The organism is Modestobacter lapidis (assembly GCF_054780755.1).
On the sequence record NZ_BAAGVS010000001.1, the window covers coordinates 112,553 to 134,014 of the forward strand.

Sequence of the window (21,462 nt, forward strand, 5' to 3'; positions counted from 1 at the left end):
CCAGCCCGGTCCGGCCACACACCCCGCGGTGTCGAGGAAGCAGTCTAGGTGTGGCACCTGGCCGGCCCCTGGGAGCGCCACCTGCACGGATCACCGCCGCGTAGCCTGCACGGGTGCTCATCCGCTCGTTTCCCGCCGGCGCGTTCGGCACCAACTGCTACGCCGTCGCCAGCGGGCCGAACGCCGAGTGCGTCGTCGTCGACCCGGGGATGGAGGCCGTCGAGCCGCTGGCCCGGATGCTGGCCGATGACGGGCTCAAGCCCGTCGCCGTCGTCCTCACCCACGGCCACCTCGACCACACGTTCTCCGTGCTGCCGGTCTGCGACGGCTACGACATCCCTGCCTACCTGCACCCCGCCGACAGCGGGATGCTCGCCGACCCGCTGCGCTGGCACGGCCCGGCGCTGGCTCCGCTGATCGGCCAGGTGGCGCTGCCCGACCCGGCCGACGTCCTGCCGCTGGACGACGGCGCGATCCTGTCGCTGGCCGGGGTCGAGCTCACCGTGCGGCACGCGCCGGGGCACACCGAGGGCTCGGTGGTCTTCACCTTCGCCACCGACGACTCGCCGGCGTTGCTGGCCGGTGACGTGCTGTTCGCCGGCTCGGTGGGCCGGGTCGATCTCCCCGGCGGCTCGTGGGCGTCGATGCTCAGCTCGCTGCGCGACGTCGTCCTGCCGCTGGACGACGAGACGCTCGTGCTGCCCGGGCACGGCCCGGCGACGACGATCGGCCGCGAGCGCGCCACCAACCCCTACCTCGCCGAAGCGACGAGCGCACCCAAGGGACGAGGTCTCTGATGAGCGAGCCCATGCGGGCTCCGAAGGGCACGTTCGACACGCTGCCCCCCGACTCGGCGCAGTTCCTCGCCGTCCGCGACACCCTCACCGCGCCGATGCGGCGGGCCGGCTACGGGTACGTCGAGACGCCCGTGTTCGAGGACACCGCGGTCTTCGCGCGCGGCGTGGGGGAGTCTACCGACGTCGTCTCCAAGGAGATGTACACGTTCACCGACCGCGGTGGCCGGTCCCTCACCCTCCGCCCGGAGCTGACCGCCGGGCTGATGCGGGCCTTCATCGAGCACCGCCTGTACAGCGGGGCGCTGCCGGTGAAGGTGTGGACCGTCGGGTCGGCCTTCCGCTACGAGCGGCCCCAGGCCGGCCGGTACCGCCACTTCACCCAGGTCGACTGCGAGGCGCTGGGCGTCGACGACCCGGCGCTGGACGCCGAGATGGTGGCGTTGGCCGCGCAGGGCTTCCGCGACCTGGGGCTGGCCGACTTCGAGCTGCTGCTCACCTCCCTGGGCGACGCGACCTGCCGGCCGCAGTACCGCGAGCTGCTGGTCGGCTTCCTCGGCGGGCTGGACCTGGACGAGGACACCCGGCGCCGTGCGGAGATCAACCCGCTGCGGGTGCTCGACGACAAGCGCCCCGAGGTGCAGGCCCGGCTCGACGGCGCGCCGCTGATGGTCGACCACCTGTCGGACTCGACGAAGGCGCACTACGACGCCGTCCGCCAGCACCTCACCGACCTCGGTGTCCCCTGGACCGAGGCCCCCAGGCTGGTGCGCGGGCTGGACTACTACACGAAGACGACGTTCGAGTTCGTGCACTCCGGCCTGGGTGCGCAGTCGGCGATCGGCGGCGGCGGCCGCTACGACGGGCTCTCGGCGGCGCTGGGCGGGCCGGACGTGTCGGGCATCGGCTACGCCGTCGGGGTGGACCGCACGCTGCTCGCCGTGCAGGCCGAGGGGCTCGACGTCGTCGCGTCGGCGGGGGTGCAGGCGTTCGTGGTCCCGCTGGGCGCGGAGGCCAAGCGGCTCGCCGTCCGGCTGGTCGGGCAGCTGCGCTCGGCCGGGATCTCCGCCGACACCGTCTACGGCGACCGGGGGCTCAAGGGCGCGATGAAGGCCGCGGACCGGTCGGGTGCCTCGCACGCCGTCGTCCTCGGCGACCGGGATCTGGCCGACGGGGTGGCCCAGTTGCGTGACCTGCGCACCCACGAGCAGGTGGCCGTCCCCCTCGGCGAGCTGTTCGAGCGGGTGCGTGCGACGGTGAGTGCGTGAGGATGACGCGCGAGCGAGCATCGCGGGGAGCGTCAGCGACCGAGGCGCGGAACGAGTGCGGAATCGAACGGGGAACAGCGTGACAGTGACCGACGGCATCGCAGAGGCCTCGAACACCCCGATGGAGACCCGGCCGCTGGGCCGGACCGGCGCCGACGTCTCCGTCGTCGGCCTGGGCACCTGGCAGCTGGGCGGTGACTGGGGCGACGTGGCCGAGGACGACGCCGCCGCCGTCCTCGACGCCGCCCTGGACGCCGGGGTGACGCTCCTGGACACCGCCGACGTCTACGGCGACGGCCGCTCCGAGGAGCGGATCCGCAGGGCGCTGGCCGCCCGTGGCGAGCGCCCGTTCGTGGCCACCAAGGCCGGCCGCCGCGCCGACCCGTTCACCGCCGAGACCTACACCCCGGCGAACCTGCGGGCCTGGATCGACCGGTCGCGGCGCAACCTCGGCGTGGACACCCTGGACCTGGTGCAGCTGCACTGCCCGCCGCCGACCGTGTACTCCGACGAGCGCGTATACGAGACCCTCGACAGCCTCGTGGAGGAGCAGGCGATCGCCGCCTACGGCGTCTCGGTCGAGACCGTCACCGAGGGGCTCACCGCGCTGCAGCACCCGGGGGTGCAGTCGATCCAGGTGATCCTCAACGTCTTCCGGCGCAAGCCGCTGGAGCAGTTGCTCCCGGCCGCCCAGCGCGCCGAGGTGGGCATCCTCGCCCGGGTGCCGCTGGCCAGCGGCCTGCTGACCGGCAAGTACGACGAGTCGACGACGTTCGCCGCCGATGACCACCGAACCTTCAACCGCCACGGCGAGGCCTTCGACGTGGGGGAGACGTTCGCCGGGGTGCCGTTCGAGGTCGGCGTCGCCGCGGCCCGCGAGGTCGCGGAGATCGCCGGCCCGGACGTGACCACCGCGGCCTTCGCGCTGCGCTGGGTCATCGACCAGCCCGGCGTCACCACGGTCATCCCCGGCGCCCGCAACGTCGCGCAGGCGCTGGGCAACGTGGCCGCCGCCGCCATCCCCTCCCTCACCGCCGGCCAGCTGGCCGACCTCGAGCGGGTGTACGACGAGCGCATCCGCGCCCATGTACACGACCGCTGGTGACCCACCCCACCTCCTGAAAGGCACTCCCTTGCTCCGCACCCACGACGCCGGCGCGCTCCGCGCGACCGACGCCGGTTCCACGGTCACCCTCGCCGGCTGGGTCGCACGCCGACGTGACCACGGCGGGGTCGTCTTCCTCGACCTGCGCGACGCCTCGGGTTATGCCCAGGTCGTCGTCCGCGAGGAGGAGGCACATGCGCTGCGCAACGAGTACTGCGTGCTCGTCACCGGCGACGTGCAGCGCCGCCCCGCCGGGAACGAGAACCCGGAGCTGCCGACCGGTGACATCGAGGTGCTCGCCGCGACGTTGGAGGTGCTGTCGGCATCGGCGCCGCTGCCGTTCCCGATCGAGACGGCCCAGGCGGCCGGGGACGACGTCCGCTACACCTACCGCTACCTGGACCTGCGCCGGCAGGGGCCGGCGAAGGTGCTGCGGCTGCGCTCGGAGATCAACCGCATCGCGCGTGAGGTGATGGCCGGGCACGGGTTCGTCGAGGTGGAGACGCCGACGCTGACCCGCTCGACCCCGGAGGGCGCCCGTGACTTCGTCGTCCCGGTGCGGCTGCAGCCCGGCTCCTGGTACGCGCTGCCGCAGTCGCCGCAGCTGTTCAAGCAGCTGCTGATGATCGGTGGGCTCGAGCGGTACTACCAGATCGCCCGCGCTTTCCGGGACGAGGACTTCCGCGCCGACCGGCAGCCGGAGTTCACCCAGCTGGACTTCGAGATGAGCTTCGTCGACCGGAACGACGTGCTCGCCGTCGCGGAGGACGTCGTCCGCTCGCTGTGGGCGGAGCTGGCCTCCTACGAGGTGCCGGAGATCCCGCGGATGACCTACCGCGAGGCGATGGACCGGTTCGGCTCCGACAAGCCCGACCTGCGGTTCGGCATCGAGCTCACCGAGCTGACCAGCTACTTCGCCGAGACGCCCTTCCGGGTGTTCCAGTCGCCCTACGTCGGCGCGATCGTGATGCCCGGTGGCGGCTCGCAGCCGCGGCGGGCGTTCGACGCCTGGCAGGACTGGGCCCGCTCGCGGGGGGCCAAGGGCCTGGCCTACGTCACCGTGGCCGAGGACGGCACCCTCGGCGGGCCGGTGGCCAAGAACATCTCCGAGTCCGAGCGGGCCGGGTTGGTCGAGGCGGTCGGCGCGCAGCCGGGTGACTGCGTGTTCTTCGCCGCCGGGGCCCGGCGTCCGTCCCAGGAGCTGCTGGGCGCGGCGCGCAACGAGGTGGCCAAGCGGCTGGAGCTGATCCCCGAGGGCTCCTGGTCGTTCCTGTTCGTCGTCGACTTCCCGATGTTCGAGGAGACCGAGGACGGCAACTGGACCTTCATGCACCACCCCTTCACCTCCCCGACCCCCGAGTGGCGCGACCGGTTCGCCGAGGACAAGGGGGCCGCGCTGTCGGACGCCTACGACCTGGTGGTCAACGGCAACGAGCTGATGAGCGGCTCGGTGCGTATCCACGATGCCGCGCTGCAGGAACGCGTGTTCGAGACCCTGGGCATGTCGAAGGAGGAAGCCCGCGAGCGGTTCGGGTTCTTCCTCGAGGCCTTCGCCTACGGCCCGCCGCCGCACGCCGGCGCCGCGCTGGGCTGGGACCGGCTGACCGCGCTGCTGGCCGGGGCGGAGTCGATCCGCGAGGTCATCGCCTTCCCGAAGACCGGCGCCGGCTACGACCCGCTGACCGGCGCGCCGACGCCGATCACCGACGCGCAGCGCAAGGAAGCGGGGATCGACGTCGTGCCCGAGGCGAAGCCGATCCCGGGCGAGCCGGGTGCCCCCGGTCCGACCGACCCCACCGCCTGAGGCTTCCGCCGGGGGTTCACCACCGGGCACCGCGGCTGATCAGCGCGCCCGCCACCCGGTCCACCACGGCCGTTCGGCGGCCCAGGTGCACCGCGCCAAAGCGGAGCACGAGCCACCCGTCGGCGGCCATGAGTGAGTATCGATCGGGGTCACGCCCGAACTGACGCAGGTCAGCGTGCTGCCGTCCCTCGTACTCGACCAGGATCTTCCAGCGGCTGTAGCCGAGGCCGGTACCGGATGAGGCTCTCGGGGCCGGGAGGCGGCCAGCGGGGGGGACCTCCGGGCGCGGACCACACCTCGGACGCCGTCCCGGAGCTGGGCGCGGGTCAGCCCGGCGGCCCGAGCGTCCTGGCGGGTGTAGACGGGTGGCAGTTCACCGGCAGTCATCGCTCGACGGTTGGGTGCGCGGGTCCGACTGCTCACCCGGCCGGAGCCGGCCCGGCGGCACCCCGCCCCTGACCCTCACCCTCGACTCGAGGTCGAGATGGAGGGTCAGGTGGCGTCGAGGCGGGCGAGCTGGTCGGCGGTCAGCTGTAGGTGTGCCCCGGCCGCCGAATCGGTGATCGACTCCTGCCGGGAGGCGCCCGGGATGGGCAGGACGACGTCGGATTGGGCCAGGTGCCAGGCCACGGTCACCCGGTACACCGACACGCCGAGCTCGGCGGCGACGGCGGCGAACCCGCCGGCGGTGGCGTCCAGCGACTTGGCCGCCGAGATCCCGCCGAACGGACTCCACGGCAGGAACGCCAATCCATGCCGGGCGCAGTGCGCCAGTTCACCGGCCGACGAGCGGTATCCCGGCGAGAACTGGTTCTGCACGCTGACCAGGGCGTCGCCGACGATCTCGCGGGCCACGTCGATCTGGCCGACGTCGGCGTTGGAGATCCCGACCATCCGCACCAGCCCGTCGTCGGCCAGTGCCCGCAGCGCGCCCATCGACTCCTCCCACGGCGTGGCCGGATCGGGGCGGTGGAACTGGTAGAGCCCGATCGCCTCGACGCCGAGCCGGCGCAGCGACGCCTCGCACGCCCGGCGCAGGTACGCCGCCGTCCCGTCCAGCTCCCACTCCGTGCCGCGCCGGGTGTGGCCGCCCTTGGTCGCCACCAGCACGCCGGAGCTGTCGCCGCCGTAGGAGGACAGCGCCGCGGCCACCAGCGACTCGTTGTGGCCGAACTCCGCCTCGTCGCGGGCGTAGGCGTCGGCGGTGTCGATCAGGGTCACCCCGGCATCCAGGGCGGCGTGGACGACGGCCTGCGCGTCGGTGGCCGACGGGCGCGGGTCCTTGGTGGACAGCGGCATCGCGCCCAGCCCGACCGCCCCCACCTCGATCCGGCCGACGGTGTCGTTGCCGATGGTGCGCTGCTGCACGGAGGCCTCCGGGGGATGGAAGGGACGGGACCGTCGTGCCCCGCGGGTAGCGTCGCAACCGTGAGCGTGGGCGGAACGACCCTGTTCGACGGGTCCCCGGAGGAGGACCCGGCCGCACCGGCGGTCGACCCCGGCGCCCCGTTGGCGGTACGGATGCGCCCGCGCGCGCTGGACGAGGTGGTCGGCCAGCAGCACCTCCTCGGCCCCCGCGCCCCGTTGCGCCGCCTGGTCGAGGCCGACGAGCCGATGTCCCTGGTGCTCTACGGGCCGCCCGGCACGGGCAAGACGACCCTCGCGCACGTCATCTCGCTGGCCACCAAGCGTTCCTTCGTCCAGTTGTCGGCGCTGGATGCCGGGGTCAAGGAGGTGCGTGCGGTCATCGCGCACGCCAAGCGGGAACTGACCCACGCCGGCCGGCGCACCGTGCTGTTCATCGACGAGGTCCACCGGTTCTCCAAGACCCAGCAGGACTCCCTGCTGTCGGCGGTGGAGGACCGGATCGTCAGTCTGATCGCCGCGACGACGGAGAACCCGTTCTTCTCGGTGGTCAGCCCGCTGCTGTCCCGCAGCCTCGTGCTCGCGTTGCAGCCGTTGAGCGACGACGACGTCCGGGCGGTGCTGCGCCGGGCTCTGGCCAGCGACCGCGGGCTGGACGGCGCGGTCACGCTCGCGCCCGAGGCCGAGGAGCACCTGCTGCGGGTGGCCGGCGGCGACGCCCGCAAGGCGCTGACTGCCCTGGAGTCCGGCGCCGGCGCTGCCCGGGCGGCAGGGAGCACCGTGCTGGACCTGGCCACCCTGGAGACGGCGGTCGCCCAGGCGGCGGTGCGCTACGACCGGCAGGGCGACCAGCACTACGACGTGGCCAGCGCGCTGATCAAGTCGATCCGCGGCAGCGACGTCGACGCCGCGCTGCACTACCTGGCCCGGATGGTGTCGGCGGGGGAGGACCCGCGCTTCATCGCCCGCCGGCTGGTCATCTCTGCCAGCGAGGACATCGGCATGGCAGACCCGACCGCGCTGCTCGCCGCGGTGGCGGCGGCCGACGCGGTCGCCTTCATCGGCATGCCCGAGGGACACTTCCCGCTGGCCCAGGCCGTCGTCCACCTGGCCACCGCGCCGAAGTCCAACGCCCTCACGGTGGGCATCAGTGAGTCGATGGCCGACGTGCGCGCCGGGCTGGCCGGGCCGGTCCCGCCGGGGCTGCGCGACGCCCACTACGCCGGGGCGAAGAAGCTGGGGCACGGCAGCGCCTACGCCTATCCGCACGACCACCCCGACGGCGTGCTGCCGCAGCAGTACCCGCCCGACGCGCTGGTCGGCCGGGACTACTACCGGCCCACCACCAGGGGGGTCGAGAGCCAGTTGTCCGCCCGGGTGGCCAAGCTCCGGGCGATCGTGCGCCGCCGCCGCTGAGCCCGGCGCGTGCAGCGCGGACGACGGCGGTCGGTGCCCCCGACTAGTGTTGCCCCACCGGCCGGGCCCCGACGGGACGTGGGGGCCGGGCACAGTCGAACGAGAGCAAGCCGATCCAGAGGAGTGCACGCGTGTCCGCAGGAGAGTGGGCCGGGCTGATCGCAGCCATCGCCTTGGTGCTGCTGGTCGTCCTGCTGGCGGTGCCGCTGCTCAAGCTCGGGCGCACGCTGGACGAGGCGACGCTGACCATCCGCCAGGCCCGGGAGCAGGCGATGCCGATCCTCGGCCAGGCGTCCACGACGGTCGCCCACGTAAACTCCAACCTGGAGCGGGTGGACGACATCACCGGCAACGCCGCCAACGTGTCGAGCAACGTCGCCGCACTGACCAGCGTCGTCGCCGCGACCATCGGCAGTCCGCTGATCAAGGTCGCCGCGTTCAGCTACGGCGTGCGCAGCGCGGCCAGGAAGAAGCGCGAGGGCCAGGCCGTGGTCGACGCCAACCGGGCCGCCAAGGACGAGCGCCGCGCCCGTCGCGCCGCCCGGCGGGCCGCCTGATGCGCCGGCTGTTCTGGCTGGCGATGGGCATCACCATCGGCGCCCTCGTCGTCCGCAAGCTGAGCCGCGCCGCGGAGAAGATGACCCCGCAGGGCATCGCCGGCCAGCTGGCCGACGGCCTGCGCGACCTGGCCGAGGCGATCGGCGACTTCGGCGCCGACGTGCGCGCCGCGGCAGCCGGCCGCGAGGAGGAGCTGCGTGCCGGCACCGGGCTGGACGCCCCGCTGCCCGAGCGGTCCGAGAACGCACTGCCCGGTCGCCGCGGCGCCCACGCCGCCGACAGCTGAGCCCACCACCCCACCCCACGCAGCGGACCGAGGCTCCCCGCCACCCTCCTGCCGGAGCGTCCGCTCGAGCCGAGACTGAGCCCTGATGCAGACCGCCGAGATCCGCCGCCGTTTCCTGGAGCACTTCGAGCAGCGGGGGCACACCGTCGTCCCCAGCGCCTCGCTGGTGTCCCCGGACCCCTCCCTGCTCTTCACCGTCGCCGGGATGGTCCCGTTCATCCCGTACCTGACCGGCCGCGAGCCGGCCCCCTACCCGCGGGCGACCAGCGTGCAGAAGTGCGTGCGCACCCTCGACATCGAGGAGGTCGGCAAGACCACCCGGCACGGCACGTTCTTCCAGATGAACGGCAACTTCTCCTTCGGCGACTACTTCAAGGCCGAGGCCATCCAGTACGCCTGGGAGCTGGTCACCGGCCGCGTCGAGGACGGCGGGCTCGGATTCGACCCGGAGAAGATCTGGGTCACCGTCTACCTCGACGACGACGAGGCGGCGGATGCCTGGCACCGGATCGCCGGCGTGCCGAAGGACCGCATCCAGCGGCTGGGCATGGAGGACAACTACTGGTCGACCGGCGCCGCCGGGCCGGCGGGCCCGTGTTCGGAGATCTACGTCGACCGGGGTCCGGAGTACGGCCCCGACGGCGGCCCGGCCGTCGACCGCGCCGGCGACCGGTTCCTGGAGATCTGGAACCTGGTCTTCATGCAGTACGAGCGGGGGCCGGGGGAGGGCAAGGACTTCCCGATCCTCGGCGAGCTGCCGAAGAAGAACATCGACACCGGCATGGGACTGGAGCGGGTGGCGTTCCTGCTGCAGGGCGTCGACAACATGTACGAGATCGACGAGGTGTCGCCGGTCCTGCGCCGGGCGGCCGAGCTCGCCGGCGTCCGATACGGCGCCGACCACGGGTCCGACGTCCGGCTGCGGGTGGTCGCCGACCACGTCCGCAGCGGGCTGATGCTCATCGGTGACGGTGTGACCCCCGGCAACGAGGGTGGCGGCTACATCCTGCGGCGGTTGCTGCGCCGGGCCGTGCGGTCGATGAAGCTGCTCGGGGTCGAGGAGGCCGCGTTGCCGGAGCTGCTGCCGGTGTCCCGCGACGCGATGAGCGGCAGCTATCCCGAGCTGACCGGCGACTTCGCCCGCATCTCCGGCATCGCCTACGCCGAGGAGGAGGCGTTCCGGCGCACCCTCACGGCCGGGACGGCGCTGTTCGACACCGCGGTGGCGCAGGCCAAGGCGGCCGGGACGCCGGCGCTCTCGGGTACCCAGGCGTTCTCCCTGCACGACACCTACGGGTTCCCGATCGACGTGACCCTGGAGATGGCCGCCGAGCAGGCCGTCACCGTCGACGAGGCCGGCTTCCGGGCGCTGATGACCGAGCAGCGCGAGCGCGCCCGGGCCGACGCCCGGGCCAAGCGCACCGGCGCGGTCGACGTGCTGGCCTACCGGCGGCTGCTGGCTGAGCACGGGCCGACCGACTGGCGGGCCTACGACGCCCTGCGCACCGACTCCCGGGTGCTGGGCGTGGTCGACGAGGGCCATCCCGGGAACGGCGACCAGAGCGACCCGGTCGCCGGGCCCGGCCAGGTCACCCGGGTCGTGCTGGACCGGACGCCGTTCTACGCGGAGTCCGGCGGGCAGGTCGCCGACGCCGGTGAGCTCAGCTGGGACGGCGGTCGCGCCGAGGTCATCGACGTGCAACGGCCGGTCAAGGGGCTGGTCGTCCACCAGGTGCGGGTGCTCGACGGCGAACTGCGCACCGGTACCGAGCTGTCCGCCGCGGTGGACCGCGAGTGGCGGCTGTCCGCGTGCCAGGCGCACTCGGGCACCCACGTCGTGCACGCTGCGCTCCGGCAGGTGCTCGGCCCGCAGGCGCTGCAGTCCGGGTCCTACAACCGGCCCGGCTACCTACGGCTGGACTTCGCGTGGCAGGGCGCGTTGACGGGGCAGCAGCGCACCGACATCGAGGACGTCGCCAACGCCGCGGTCCGCACCGACCACGGTGTGCGCGCGCTGTACATGACGCTGCCCGAGGCGCGCGACTTCGGCGCCCTGGCGCTGTTCGGCGAGACCTACGGCGAGCAGGTGCGCGTGGTCGAGATCGGCGGGGAGTGGTCCCGGGAGCTGTGCGGTGGCACCCACGTGCGCGGCAGCGCCCAGATCGGCACCCTCGCGCTCACCGGCGAGAGCTCGGTAGGCTCCGGCGCGCGGCGGGTGGAGGCCGCCGTCGGCCTGGAGGGCTTCCGCTACCTGGCCCGCGAGCGGGACCTCGTCCGCCAGCTGGGCGACCTGCTCAAGACCCCGCAGGACGGGATCGTCGACCGGGTCAGCGGCATGCTCGAGCGGCTCCGCGACGCCGACCGGGAACTGGCCGCGCTGCGCGCCCAGCAGACGCTCGCCGCGGCGGGCGACCTGGCCTCGGGGGCACGGGATGTCGGTGGCATCGCGGTGGTGACCGGCTCGCCGGCCGGGCTGTCCGGCGGTGACCTGCGCGGCCTGGCCCTCGATGTGCGCGGCCGGCTGGGCGAGCGCCCTGCCGCCGTGCTGCTGGCCTCGGCCGCGGACGGCAAGGTGGCGCTGGTGGCTGCGGTCAACCCCGCGGCGCAGCAGCGGGGAGTGTCGGCCAACGACCTGCTGAAGGCCGCGGCCGCCCCGGTCGGTGGGCGTGGCGGAGGCAAGCCCGACGTGGCCCAGGGTGGCGGAACGGACCCCGCCGGCATCCCCGCCGCCCTCGCGGCCGCCGAGCAGGCGATCGAGGCGGCATCCCCGTGACCCCGACGCGCGACGGTCCCTGCCCGGGAGGGCGGCGGCCCTCCCGGCCGGTGCCCGGTCCACCTCACGGGCTGGCGTCGGACGACCGGAGCACCGACGATGGTCGCTGAGGGCGAGCGCGACGCCGTCCGGCTACCGGGCCGCAGGCTGGGCGTGGACGTCGGCACGGTGCGCGTCGGGATCGCGCTCTCCGACGCCACGGGGATGCTCGCCAGCCCGTTGGAGACCCTCCGCCGGGCGAAGGACGGCAGCGACCTGGACCGGCTGGCTGGGCTGGTTGTGACACACGAGGTGGTCGAGGTGGTGGTGGGATTGCCGAGACACCTGTCCGGAGCGTCGGGCGCCTCGGCAAGAGATGCCAGCACCTACGCTGCGGCCTTGACCAGCCGTATCGGGGACGTCCCGGTACACCTCGTCGACGAAAGGCTCTCCACCGTGACCGCAGCCAGTCATCTGCGAGCAGGCGGCATCGACAGCCGCCGGCAGCGCGCGGTGATCGACCAGGCGGCCGCCGTGGTCATCCTGCAGACCTATCTCGACAGTCGTCCCCGCTCCGCCGGGACCCAGCCGTGAGCGCCCCGGCAGGTCGGCGTCCGGGGCGGCACTCCTCGCCCGACACCGACGCCGGCATGCCCCGCTCGGCGGCCGAGCTGCTCGCCGCGTGGGCCACGGATCGCGACGGCGCGACCGGCGACGGCACGAACGGCCAGGGCGTGGTCGAGGCCACCGACGCGGTGCCCGCACCGCGTACCGCTGAACTGCGCACCGCTGAGATGCGGGCCCTGCCGGGAATGCCGCCGCGGTCACCCGCCACCCGTGCGGACAGCGACCGTCCGACCGACGGTCGCCCCGCTGCCCGCCCCACCGGCAACCGGCCGGCCGGCGCCCGTTCCGCCGGCGGCCGGTCCGCCATCTCCCGGCCGGCGCCCGACCGGATGTCGCCGGCGCCGTGGGCGACCGTCGACGCGCCGCCCGCCCCGGCCGGTGAGCCGGACCGGGAGCTGGAGCGCTTCGCCGACGACGAGACCGCCCCCGGCATCCCGTCGGGCGCCCGGCGTCCGCTGCTCGGTGGCCGGCGGTCCTCCGACGCCGGCGCCGCCATCGCGCTCGCCACCCCCGAGGCCGGCCCGGCCGCACCGGCGTGGCCCTCGCGCTCCCCGTTCGCTGCTGCCCTGGCCGCCATCGACGCCCGGCACTCCACCGACGACGAGGACGACGAGTCGGCCACCGTGGCGCGCCCGCCCGCCGACGACCGGGACGACGATCCCCGTCCCGGCGTCTTCGACGTCACGGGCGGCCTCGAGGTCGTCGTGGCCGACGACCACGCCGACGACCGCTTCGACGACCACGACGACGACCACTCCGGTGGCGGCGGTGGCGGGGGTGGGCGGCGCGGCGGTGGTCGGCGCGGCGGTGGTGGTTCGCCCCGAGGCCGTCGTCCGCTCGCGATCGTGCTGTCCCTGGTCGTGCTGCTGGGCCTGGTGGGCGGCATCGTCGTCGGCGGGCAGGCGCTGCTGCGCGCCATCAACCCGGCCGCCGAGGACTACGCCGGTGCCGGCACCGGCAGCGTGGACATCCGGATCAACAGCGGCGACAGCCTGCGGACGATCGCCGGGACGCTGGTGGAGTCCGACGTGATCGCCTCCTCCGGCCCCTTCCTCGACGCGGCCGAGGCCAACGAGGCCGCCACCGGTATCCAGCCCGGCGTCTACGCGATGCGCAGCCAGATGTCCGGACAGTCGGCCCTCGACCTGCTGCTCGACCCGGCCACGCGCATGGTGACCCGGGTCACGGTGCCCGAGGGGCTGACCGTCGCCGAGACGCTGCAGCGACTGGCCGAGGGCACCGACACCCCGATCGAGGAGCTGCAGGCGGCTGCCGCCGACACCAGTCGCCTGGGGCTGCCCGCGTGGTCCAACGGGCAGCTCGAGGGCTTCCTCTATCCGCTCACCTACGAGTTCGAGCCGGGCACCCCGGCGGTGGAGATGCTGCAGGAGATGGTCGGGGCGTTCAACGGGACGGCCGCGGAGCTGAGGCTCGAGGAGCGTGCGGCTGCCCTGGGCCGCACGCCCTACGAGGTGCTGACGGTGGCCTCGATGGTGCAGTCGGAGACCCGGCTGGATGCCGAGCGGGCGGACGTGGCCCAGGTGATCTACAACCGGCTGTCGCAGGGCATTCCGCTGGGCATCGACGCCACCCTCGCCTACGGGCTGGACAAGAGCGGCAACGAGCTCACCACGACCGACCTGCAGACCGACGGGCCCTACAACAGCCGGACCCGTACGGGGCTCCCGCCTACCCCGATCAGCGCCCCCGGCGAGGCCAGCCTGGTGGCAGCTCTGCAGCCCAGCACCGGGGACCTCCTCTACTACGTGCTCCAGTCCGAGGACGGAGCACACTTCTTCACCGACAGCTACCCGGAGTTCCAGGCCGCCCGTCAGCGGTGCGCGGACGCCGGCCTCGGCTGTGGGGCAGGCTGACGAGCGGGCCGGGGACGGGCGGGTCGCCGGATCCGGGGACGGGACAATCGCCCACGTGTCCGCGGTGCGGCGCGCAGCCGTCCTCGGTCGCCCGGTCTCCCACTCCCTGTCGCCGCTGATGCACCGCGCCGCCTACGCGGCGCTGGGGCTCACCGACTGGACGTACGACGCGCTCGATGTCGGCGCCGACCAGCTCCCCGACCTGGTGGCCGGCCTCGGCCCCGAGTGGCGCGGCTTCTCGGTGACGATGCCGTGCAAGCAGGTCGCGGTGCAGGTGGCCGACCAGGTGGAACCGCTGCCCCGGCTGCTGGGGGCGGCGAACACCCTGGTCCGCACCGCGACCGGCTGGCGGGCGGAGAACACCGACGTCACCGGCGTCGGCATGGCGCTCCAGCTCGGTGGGGTGGAGCAGGTCGAGCACGCGGCGATCCTGGGCGCCGGGGGCACGGCGGCCGCAGCCGCGGCCGCGCTGGCCTCGCTCGGTGCCCGCCAGGTCGACGTCCTGGTGCGCGATCCGGCGCGGGGAGCAGATCTCCTCCGCGTGCTGGAGGTCCTCGATGTGCCCGCCACCGTCGCCCCGCTGACCGCGGGTGGCCCGGTCGAGGCGCCGGTCGTGGTGAGCACCGTGCCGGTCGACGGGCAGCCGGCGGTGGCCGCCCTGGACTGGCGGCCCGGGCAGACCGTGCTCGACGTGCTCTACGACGGCTGGCCCACCCCGCTCGCCCAGCGCGTCCAGGCCGTGGGTGGCACCGCGATCAGCGGCCTGGAGGTGCTGTTCTGGCAGGCCACGCTCCAGGTCGAGCTGATGACCGGTCGTCCGGCGCCGATCGCGGCGATGCGGGCCGCGCTCGACGGCTGAGCCGAACCGGGTGACCACCGCGCTCCCCGTGGGTGCCGCCCTGCTGGGGTTGCTGCTGGGCCCGTGGCTGGCCGCGGTCACCGTGCGGTTGGCCGGCCGGGACGATGCCGCGGTGCCGTCCCGCCGGCGGATCGTGCTCACCGCCCTGCTCGCTGCCGCCGCGCTGGCGGCCGCGCCCGCGCTGGCCGGGGCCCGCCCGGCGGTCGTGGCGCTGGGGTGGCTCGGTGCGGCCGCGGTCGTGCTCGCCGGGGTGGACCTGGCCAGCCACCGGTTGCCGAACCGGGTGGTGTTCCCCGCAGCGGCCGCCTGTGCCGCGGCGCTCCTGGCCGACGCCGTGGTCACCGGTACGTGGCCGGCGCTGGCGCGATCCGTCGCCGCGGCCGCGGTCACCTTCGCCGTCGCCGCCGGAGCGGCCACGATCAGCCCCGAGGGCCTGGGCTTCGGCGACGTGAAGCTGCTCGGGCTGCTCGGGCTGGTGCTCGGCTGGGCCGGCTGGGGGGTGCTGCTGCTGGGCGTGCTCGCCGGCCTGGTCCTCGGCGCGGTCGGCTCGCTGCTGCTGCTGGCCACCCGGCGCGCCGGCTGGCGCACCGCCGTCCCCTTCGGCCCCCCGCTGCTGGCCGGCGCCTGCCTGGCGCTGGCCGTCGGCGGCCCCCTGCCCGTGCCGTGAGGCCCCCTTCCAGGGACCCGTCCTGAGCCTGCGAAGGACGGGGGGAAAGGGGGTCCTTCTAGAATCACCGGCATGTTGCGCTGGTTGACCGCAGGTGAGTCCCACGGTCAGCAGCTCACTGCTGTGCTCGACGGAATGCCGGCCGGGGTGCAGGTGCAGACCTCCGACGTCGACGAGCAGCTGGCCCGCCGCCGGCTCGGGCACGGTCGCGGTGCGCGGATGAGCTTCGAGCAGGACGCCGTCGCCCTCACCGGCGGCGTCCGGCACGGGTGCACCCAGGGCGGCCCGATCGCGATCCAGGTGGGCAACACCGAGTGGCCGAAGTGGTCCACGGTGATGTCCGCCGATCCCGTGGACGCCGAGGTGCTGGCCGGCCAGGCGCGGAACGCGCCGCTCACCCGGCCCCGTCCCGGGCACGCCGACCTCGCGGGGATGCAGAAGTACGGCTTCGACGACGCCCGGCCGGTCCTGGAGCGGGCCAGCGCCCGCGAGACCGCCGCCCGGGTCGCCCTCGGCACGGTCGCCCGAGCGTTCCTGCACCAGGTGCTCGGTGTGCGGGTGGTCAGCCACGTGGTGGGCATCGGGCCGGTCGCCGTCCCCGACGGCGTGCTCCCGGGTCCCGAGGACAACGACCGGATCGACGCCGACCCGGTGCGCTGCGCCGACCCGGCCACCAGCGAGTTGATGGTCGCCGAGGTCGACGACGCCCGGAAGACCGGCGACACCCTCGGCGGGGTCATCGAGGTCGTCGTCCACGGGCTGCCGCCGGGCCTGGGCAGCCACGTGCACTGGGACCGGCGGCTGGACTCCCGGTTGGCCGGTGCCCTCATGGGCGTGCAGTCGGTGAAGGCCGTCGAGGTCGGTGACGGGCTGCAGACGTCCCGCCGCCGCGGCTCGGTGGCCCACGACGAGATCCAGCCGGCCGACCCGGTGGGCGGGCAGCGGAGCGTGGCCCGGGTGACCGACCGGGCCGGCGGCATCGAGGGCGGGATGACCAACGGCGAGGCGCTGCGGGTCCGCGCGGCGATGAAGCCGATCAGCACGGTGCCCCGGGCGCTCTCGACCGTGGACGTGGCCACCGGTGAGCCTGCCGTCGCGATCAACCAGCGCAGCGATGCGTGCGCCGTTCCGCGCGGCAGCGTGGTCATGGAGGCGATGGTCGCGCTGGTGCTGGCCGACGCGGTGCTGGAGAAGTTCGGCGGTGACTCGGTTCCCGAGACCCGCCGCAACGTGCGCTCCTACCTCGACGCGCTGGCGTTCCGGTCCCGTCCGGCCGACGCGCCGTGAGCGAGCCCACCGGGCCGGTGCTGGTGCTGGTCGGCCCGCCCGCGTCGGGCAAGACCACGGTCGGTACCGCGGTCGCCACGGCGCTCGGTGTCGCGTTCCGGGACACCGATGCCGACGTGCAGGCCGAGACCGGGACGACGGTCGCCGACCTGTTCGTCCAGCACGGCGAGCCGCACTTCCGGGTGCTGGAGGAGCGGGCGGTGGCCCGGGCCGCCGCCGAGCACGACGGCGTCCTCGCCCTCGGCGGTGGCGCGGTGACCAGCGCCGCCACCCGCCGGCTGCTCGTCGCCCACGGCGCTGCGGGATCCGCCGTCGTCTGGCTCGATGTCGACCTGGCCTCGGCCGCCCAGCGGGCCGGGCTGTCCCGCGACCGGCCGATCCTGGGGGTCAACCCGCGCGCCATGCTCCGCCACATGCTCGCCGAGCGGGCGCCGCTCTACGCCGAGGTCGCCACCGCCACCGTCGCCACCGGCGGCCGGTCGGTGCAGGAGGTCGTGGCCGACGTGCTGGTCGCGCTGGGCGCCCCGGCCGGGTCCGGGGCCGGCTCGTGAGGGCGGACGTCCGCCGGGTGGCCGTCGCCGGCGACCGGCCCTACGAGGTGGTGATCGGCCCCGGTGCGCAGGTCGAGCTGGGCCTGGTGCTCGCCGGCACGGCGCGCGCCGTGGTGGTGCACGCCGCGCCGCTGGCCGGAGCCGCGGGGGCCGCCGTCGAGACGCTGCAGCAGGCCGGGGTCGCTGCCGAGGCCCTGGTCGTCCCCGATGGCGAGGCGGCCAAGACCGCCGAGGTCGCCGCCGGGGCGTGGGAGGAGTTCGGCCGGCTGGGGCTGACCCGCTCCGACGCCGTCGTCGGGCTGGGCGGGGGAGCGGTCACCGACCTGGCCGGCTTCCTGGCCGCCACCTGGCTGCGCGGCGTACGGGTGGTGCAGGTGCCCACCAGCCTGCTGGGCATGGTCGACGCCGCGGTCGGGGGCAAGACCGGCATCAACACCGCCGCGGGCAAGAACCTGGTGGGCGCCTTCCACCCGCCGGCCGCCGTGCTCGCCGACACCGACGCGCTCGCCGCGCTCCCGGCCGCGGAGTTCCGCGCCGGCCTGGCCGAGGTGGTCAAGTGCGGTCTCATCGCCGACCAGCGGGTGCTCGAGCTGCTCGAGGCCGACCCCACCGGCCGCGCCGGCACCACCGAGCTCATCACCCGGGCCGTCCAGGTCAAGGCCGACGCCGTCGGCGAGGACCTCTACGACACCGGCCGCCGCGAGTTCCTCAACTACGGGCACACCCTCGCGCACGCCATCGAGCGGGTCGAGGACTTCGGCTGGCGGCACGGTGAGGCAGTGGCGGTCGGTCTCCTCTTCGCCGCCGAGCTCGCGGTCGCGGCCGGCCGGCTGTCCCGCGCCGAGGCCGACCGGCACCGCGACCTGGTTGCCGCGATGGGGCTGCCCACCGGCTACCGCGGCGACTGGGCGCGGCTGCAGTCGGTGATGCGGGTGGACAAGAAGGCCCGGGGCGCCGCGATGCGCTTCGTCGTCCTCGAGGGCATCGGCAACCCGACCATCCTCACCGACCCCGACCAGGCGTGGCTGAACGCCGCCTGGGCAGCCGTCTCCGAAAGTGGGAACCCATGACCATCCAGGTGCTGAACGGGGCCAACCTCGGCCGGCTCGGCAAGCGCGAGCCGGAGAAGTACGGAACGACGACGCACGCCGAGCTGGTGCAGCTGATCGAGGCAGTGGCCGTCGAGCTGCGTCTCGACGTGCAGGTGCGGCAGACCGACTCCGAGGCCGAGCTGCTCGGCTGGGTGTTCGATGCCGCCGACGCCGGCGACCCGGTGGTGGTCAACCCCGGCGGCTGGTCGCACACCTCGGTGGTGCTGCGTGACGCGCTGGCCGGGCTTTCCGCGCCGCTGGTCGAGGTGCACCTGACCAACATCCACGCCCGCGAGTCGTTCCGGCACCACTCCTACGTGTCCGGGATTGCCGACGGCGTGATCGTCGGGCTCGGGGTGCAGGGGTACGAGCTGGCGCTGCGGTACCTGGCTGGTCGAGCGTGACCCGGATGGACCACGCGGGTCGCCGGGACCGGCTCCGGGCCGTCGCGGGCGGCGCCGGGCTGGACGCCGTCCTGGTCACCAACCTGCTCAACGTCCGCTACCTGACCGGGTTCACCGGCTCCAACGGCGCGCTGCTGCTGCGCGCCGACAGCGACGACGTGTTCGGCACCGACGGCCGGTACACCACCCAGGCCGGTGTCCAGGTGCCCGACCTGGAGCTGCTGGTCGACCGGTCGACGGTGTCCGCACTGGCCACCCGGGCGGCCCACCTGGGCACCGGCCGGCTGGGCTACGAGTCGCACGACGTGACCGTCGACGGGCTGCACGCCCTGGAGCGGGTGCTCGGCGAGGCCGCCGGCGGCGGCGCCGTGCCCGAGCTGGTCAGCATCCGGCGGGCCGTGGAGACGCTCCGGGCGATCAAGGACGGCGATGAGGTGGAGGCGCTGCGCCGGGCCTGCACCGTCGCCGACCGGGCGCTGGCCGAGCTCGCCGCCGAAGGGGCGCTGCGGCCGGGGCGCACCGAGCTGGACGTCGGCCGCGAACTGGACGCCCGGATGCTGCAGCTGGGCGCCGAAGCGCCCTCGTTCGAGACCATCGTGGCCACCGGCGCCAACTCGGCCGTTCCGCACCATCGACCCGACGCCACCGTGCTGCGGGACGGCGACCTCCTCAAGCTCGACTTCGGTGCCACCGTCGACGGTTACCACTCCGACATGACCCGCACGCTCGTGCTGGGCCATGCCACCGACTGGCAGCAGGAGGTGTACGCGCTGGTCGCCGCCTCGCAGGCGGCCGGGCGGGCGGCTCTGGCGGTCGGTGCGGAGGTGGCCGCGGTGGACGCCGCCGCCCGGGACGTCATCGTGGCCGCCGGCCACGGGGAGCACTTCACCCACGGGCTCGGGCACGGCGTCGGCCTGGAGATCCACGAGGCTCCGGGCATCTCGGCGCTCGGCGCAGGTACGCTTGCCGCCGGCATGGCCGTCACCGTGGAGCCAGGCGTCTACCTGCCTGGCCACGGCGGAGTCCGGATCGAGGACACGCTGATCGTCGCGGATGGCGAGCCGGAGTTGTTGACCCTCACGAGCAAGGAACTGCTGGTTCTCTAGATGGCTACCACCAATGACCTCAAGAACGGCATCGTCCTGAACCTGGACGGTCAGCTGTGGACAGTGACCGACTTCCAGCACGTGAAGCCGGGCAAGGGTGGCGCCTTCGTGCGCACCACGCTGAAGAACGTGCTCTCCGGCAAGGTGGTCGACAAGACCTTCAACGCCGGCACCAAGGTCGACACCGCAACCGTCGACAAGCGGTCGATGACCTACCTGTACAAGGACGGCGCCGACTACGTCTTCATGGACGGCGACACCTTCGACCAGATCCCGGTGTCACCGGAGACCCTCGGTGACGGCGCGAACTACCTCCTGGAGAACACCGAGGTCATCGTGGCCGTCCACGACAGCACCCCGCTGTACGTCGAGCTGCCCGTGACCATGGAGCTCGTCGTCGAGCACACCGACCCGGGTCTGCAGGGCGATCGCTCCACCGGCGGCACCAAGCCGGCCACCCTGGAGACCGGCGCCCAGATCCAGGTCCCGCTGTTCATCACCACCGGCGAGAAGCTGAAGGTCGACACCCGCGACGGTCGGTACCTCGGCCGGGTCAGCTGACGTCGGCGTGGCTGCCCGTTCCAAGGCCCGCAAGCGCGCGGTCGACGTCCTCTACGAGGCCGACCTGCGCAGTGTCGACCCGTTGGCCGTGCTGCGGGACCGCATCGCCGACGGCAACCCGCCGGTCCCCGAGCACGCCGTCCGGCTGGTCCAGGGCGTCGTCGAGCAATCCGCCCGGATCGATGAGCTGATCGAGGTGCACGCCTCCGGCTGGTCGCTGGACCGGCTGCCCGACGTCGACCGCGCCGTCCTGCGGATGGCGGTGTACGAGCTGCTCTGGGTCGACGACGTCCCCGACGCGGTCGTCATCGACGAGGCGGTGGAGCTGGCCAAGGCGCTGTCCACCGACGACTCGCCGGCCTACGTCAACGGCGTGCTCGGCGGGATCGTCAAGGCCGAGATCCCGACGTAGCCGCAGGACCCCCCGCAGCGCTGTGCAGTCAGGGCCCGTTCCGTGATCGGAACGGGCCCTGACTGCACAGCGCCCCCGGTGGCTCCGACGAGCACCGGGGTCCTTCGTCAGCGCGGCGCGCGGCGGCGGTCGCCCCAGGCGGGCTCGTCGGCCTCTGCGTCGGCGTAGATGCTGCCGTCGGCGCCGGGGGAGAGCACGCCCCACTCGATCAGCCGGGTGGTCAGCTCGTCGGGGCTCATGTCGTAGATGATCGCCAACGACTTGAGGTCCTCGGCGCGGATCGACAGCACCTTGCCGTTGTAGTCGTGCCGCTGGGCCTGGATCGTCGAGGCGTACCGGGCCAGCGGACCGGCCTCGTCGGCAGGCAGCGAGCCCAGCGACTCGAGGTTCAGGACGATCTTGGTGCTCTTGGTGACCGCCGAGCTGGGCCGCGGGTCGGGCAGCAGCTCGGACACGGGCACGCCGTAGAAGACGGCGAGCTCGGAGAGCCGCTGAACGGTGACCGCACGGTCACCGCGCTCGTAGGAACCGACCACGACGGCCTTCCAGCGACCATGGGACTTGTCCTCGACGCCCTGCAACGACAGCCCCTGCTGGTTGCGGATCGCCCGGAGGCGGGCGCCCAGCGCCCTGGAGTAGTCGGTGCTCATGCTGCCGCTCACTGACTGTCGTCGG

General features: G+C 73.9%; 21 protein-coding genes. 19 read left to right on the plus strand and 2 right to left on the minus strand.

What is annotated here, in order from left to right:
* Positions 1 to 113 precede the first annotated feature (113 nt).
* From ACYVG5_RS00530 to aspS, 4 genes are all read left to right on the plus strand, one after another.
* The gene (locus tag ACYVG5_RS00530; protein WP_222045003.1) at positions 114 to 797 is read left to right on the plus strand and encodes an MBL fold metallo-hydrolase; all 684 of its coding nucleotides are present in this window, start codon (positions 114 to 116) and stop codon (positions 795 to 797) included.
* A complete protein-coding gene (gene hisS, locus ACYVG5_RS00535; RefSeq protein ID WP_222045004.1) occupies positions 797 to 2,062 on the plus strand; it encodes a histidine--tRNA ligase in 1,266 nt (421 codons plus the stop codon). The genes ACYVG5_RS00530 and hisS overlap by 1 nt, the downstream gene beginning before the upstream one ends.
* A 79-nt stretch (positions 2,063 to 2,141) precedes the next feature.
* Complete coding sequence (locus ACYVG5_RS00540; RefSeq protein WP_460682881.1) at positions 2,142 to 3,167, plus strand: aldo/keto reductase; 1,026 nt, start codon at positions 2,142 to 2,144, stop codon at positions 3,165 to 3,167.
* A 28-nt stretch (positions 3,168 to 3,195) separates the two neighbouring features.
* Complete coding sequence (gene aspS / locus ACYVG5_RS00545; protein ID WP_222045007.1) at positions 3,196 to 4,971, plus strand: aspartate--tRNA ligase; 1,776 nt, start codon at positions 3,196 to 3,198, stop codon at positions 4,969 to 4,971.
* Between the two features lie 492 nt (positions 4,972 to 5,463).
* On the opposite strand, the gene ACYVG5_RS00550 is transcribed toward aspS, so the two are convergent.
* Complete coding sequence (locus ACYVG5_RS00550) at positions 5,464 to 6,339, minus strand: aldo/keto reductase (RefSeq protein ID WP_222045009.1); 876 nt, start codon at positions 6,337 to 6,339, stop codon at positions 5,464 to 5,466.
* Positions 6,340 to 6,399: 60 nt separating this feature from the next.
* Here ACYVG5_RS00550 and ACYVG5_RS00555 point away from each other — a divergent pair, with 60 nt between their 5' ends.
* From ACYVG5_RS00555 to nusB, 15 genes are all read left to right on the plus strand, one after another.
* The gene (locus ACYVG5_RS00555) at positions 6,400 to 7,752 is read left to right on the plus strand and encodes a replication-associated recombination protein A (RefSeq protein ID WP_222045011.1); all 1,353 of its coding nucleotides are present in this window, start codon (positions 6,400 to 6,402) and stop codon (positions 7,750 to 7,752) included.
* A 131-nt stretch (positions 7,753 to 7,883) separates the two neighbouring features.
* Positions 7,884 to 8,309 carry a DUF948 domain-containing protein gene (locus ACYVG5_RS00560; RefSeq protein WP_222045013.1) on the plus strand — a complete coding sequence of 142 codons (426 nt, stop codon included), beginning with the start codon at positions 7,884 to 7,886 and terminating at the stop codon, positions 8,307 to 8,309.
* On the plus strand, positions 8,309 to 8,596 hold the full coding sequence (locus ACYVG5_RS00565) for a hypothetical protein (RefSeq protein ID WP_222045015.1): 288 nt from the start codon (positions 8,309 to 8,311) through the stop codon (positions 8,594 to 8,596). The genes ACYVG5_RS00560 and ACYVG5_RS00565 overlap by 1 nt, the downstream gene beginning before the upstream one ends.
* Before the next feature lie 85 nt (positions 8,597 to 8,681).
* A complete protein-coding gene (gene alaS / locus ACYVG5_RS00570) occupies positions 8,682 to 11,369 on the plus strand; it encodes an alanine--tRNA ligase (protein WP_222045017.1) in 2,688 nt (895 codons plus the stop codon).
* Positions 11,370 to 11,522: 153 nt separating this feature from the next.
* The gene (gene ruvX, locus ACYVG5_RS00575; protein ID WP_460682882.1) at positions 11,523 to 11,942 is read left to right on the plus strand and encodes a Holliday junction resolvase RuvX; all 420 of its coding nucleotides are present in this window, start codon (positions 11,523 to 11,525) and stop codon (positions 11,940 to 11,942) included.
* The gene (mltG, locus tag ACYVG5_RS00580; RefSeq protein ID WP_222045021.1) at positions 11,939 to 13,849 is read left to right on the plus strand and encodes an endolytic transglycosylase MltG; all 1,911 of its coding nucleotides are present in this window, start codon (positions 11,939 to 11,941) and stop codon (positions 13,847 to 13,849) included. Before ruvX ends, mltG begins: the two co-directional genes overlap by 4 nt.
* Positions 13,850 to 13,904: 55 nt before the next feature.
* Positions 13,905 to 14,708 (plus strand): shikimate dehydrogenase, encoded by an 804-nt coding sequence (locus ACYVG5_RS00585; protein ID WP_460682883.1) that lies wholly within the window; start codon positions 13,905 to 13,907, stop codon positions 14,706 to 14,708.
* Positions 14,709 to 14,718: 10 nt separating this feature from the next.
* A complete protein-coding gene (locus tag ACYVG5_RS00590) occupies positions 14,719 to 15,375 on the plus strand; it encodes a prepilin peptidase (protein ID WP_222045023.1) in 657 nt (218 codons plus the stop codon).
* A gap of 72 nt (positions 15,376 to 15,447) precedes the next feature.
* Positions 15,448 to 16,662, plus strand: a complete 1,215-nt coding sequence (aroC, locus tag ACYVG5_RS00595; RefSeq protein WP_222045026.1) for a chorismate synthase — start codon at positions 15,448 to 15,450, stop codon at positions 16,660 to 16,662.
* Complete coding sequence (locus ACYVG5_RS00600; protein WP_222045028.1) at positions 16,659 to 17,213, plus strand: shikimate kinase; 555 nt, start codon at positions 16,659 to 16,661, stop codon at positions 17,211 to 17,213. The genes aroC and ACYVG5_RS00600 overlap by 4 nt, the downstream gene beginning before the upstream one ends.
* Complete coding sequence (gene aroB, locus ACYVG5_RS00605; protein ID WP_222045030.1) at positions 17,210 to 18,283, plus strand: 3-dehydroquinate synthase; 1,074 nt, start codon at positions 17,210 to 17,212, stop codon at positions 18,281 to 18,283. The genes ACYVG5_RS00600 and aroB overlap by 4 nt, the downstream gene beginning before the upstream one ends.
* Positions 18,280 to 18,708 (plus strand): type II 3-dehydroquinate dehydratase, encoded by a 429-nt coding sequence (gene aroQ, locus ACYVG5_RS00610; protein ID WP_222045032.1) that lies wholly within the window; start codon positions 18,280 to 18,282, stop codon positions 18,706 to 18,708. The genes aroB and aroQ overlap by 4 nt, the downstream gene beginning before the upstream one ends.
* A 5-nt stretch (positions 18,709 to 18,713) precedes the next feature.
* The gene (locus ACYVG5_RS00615) at positions 18,714 to 19,814 is read left to right on the plus strand and encodes a M24 family metallopeptidase (RefSeq protein ID WP_222045034.1); all 1,101 of its coding nucleotides are present in this window, start codon (positions 18,714 to 18,716) and stop codon (positions 19,812 to 19,814) included.
* Positions 19,815 to 20,375 carry an elongation factor P gene (gene efp, locus ACYVG5_RS00620; RefSeq protein ID WP_222045036.1) on the plus strand — a complete coding sequence of 187 codons (561 nt, stop codon included), beginning with the start codon at positions 19,815 to 19,817 and terminating at the stop codon, positions 20,373 to 20,375. It abuts the gene before it with no gap.
* Positions 20,376 to 20,382: 7 nt separating this feature from the next.
* The gene (nusB, locus tag ACYVG5_RS00625; protein WP_222045038.1) at positions 20,383 to 20,787 is read left to right on the plus strand and encodes a transcription antitermination factor NusB; all 405 of its coding nucleotides are present in this window, start codon (positions 20,383 to 20,385) and stop codon (positions 20,785 to 20,787) included.
* Positions 20,788 to 20,894: 107 nt separating this feature from the next.
* Here nusB and bldD read toward each other — a convergent pair whose 3' ends face one another.
* Positions 20,895 to 21,437: a transcriptional regulator BldD gene (gene bldD, locus ACYVG5_RS00630; RefSeq protein WP_222045435.1), complete on the minus strand. Its 543-nt coding sequence runs from the start codon at positions 21,435 to 21,437 to the stop codon at positions 20,895 to 20,897.
* Positions 21,438 to 21,462 lie beyond the last annotated feature (25 nt).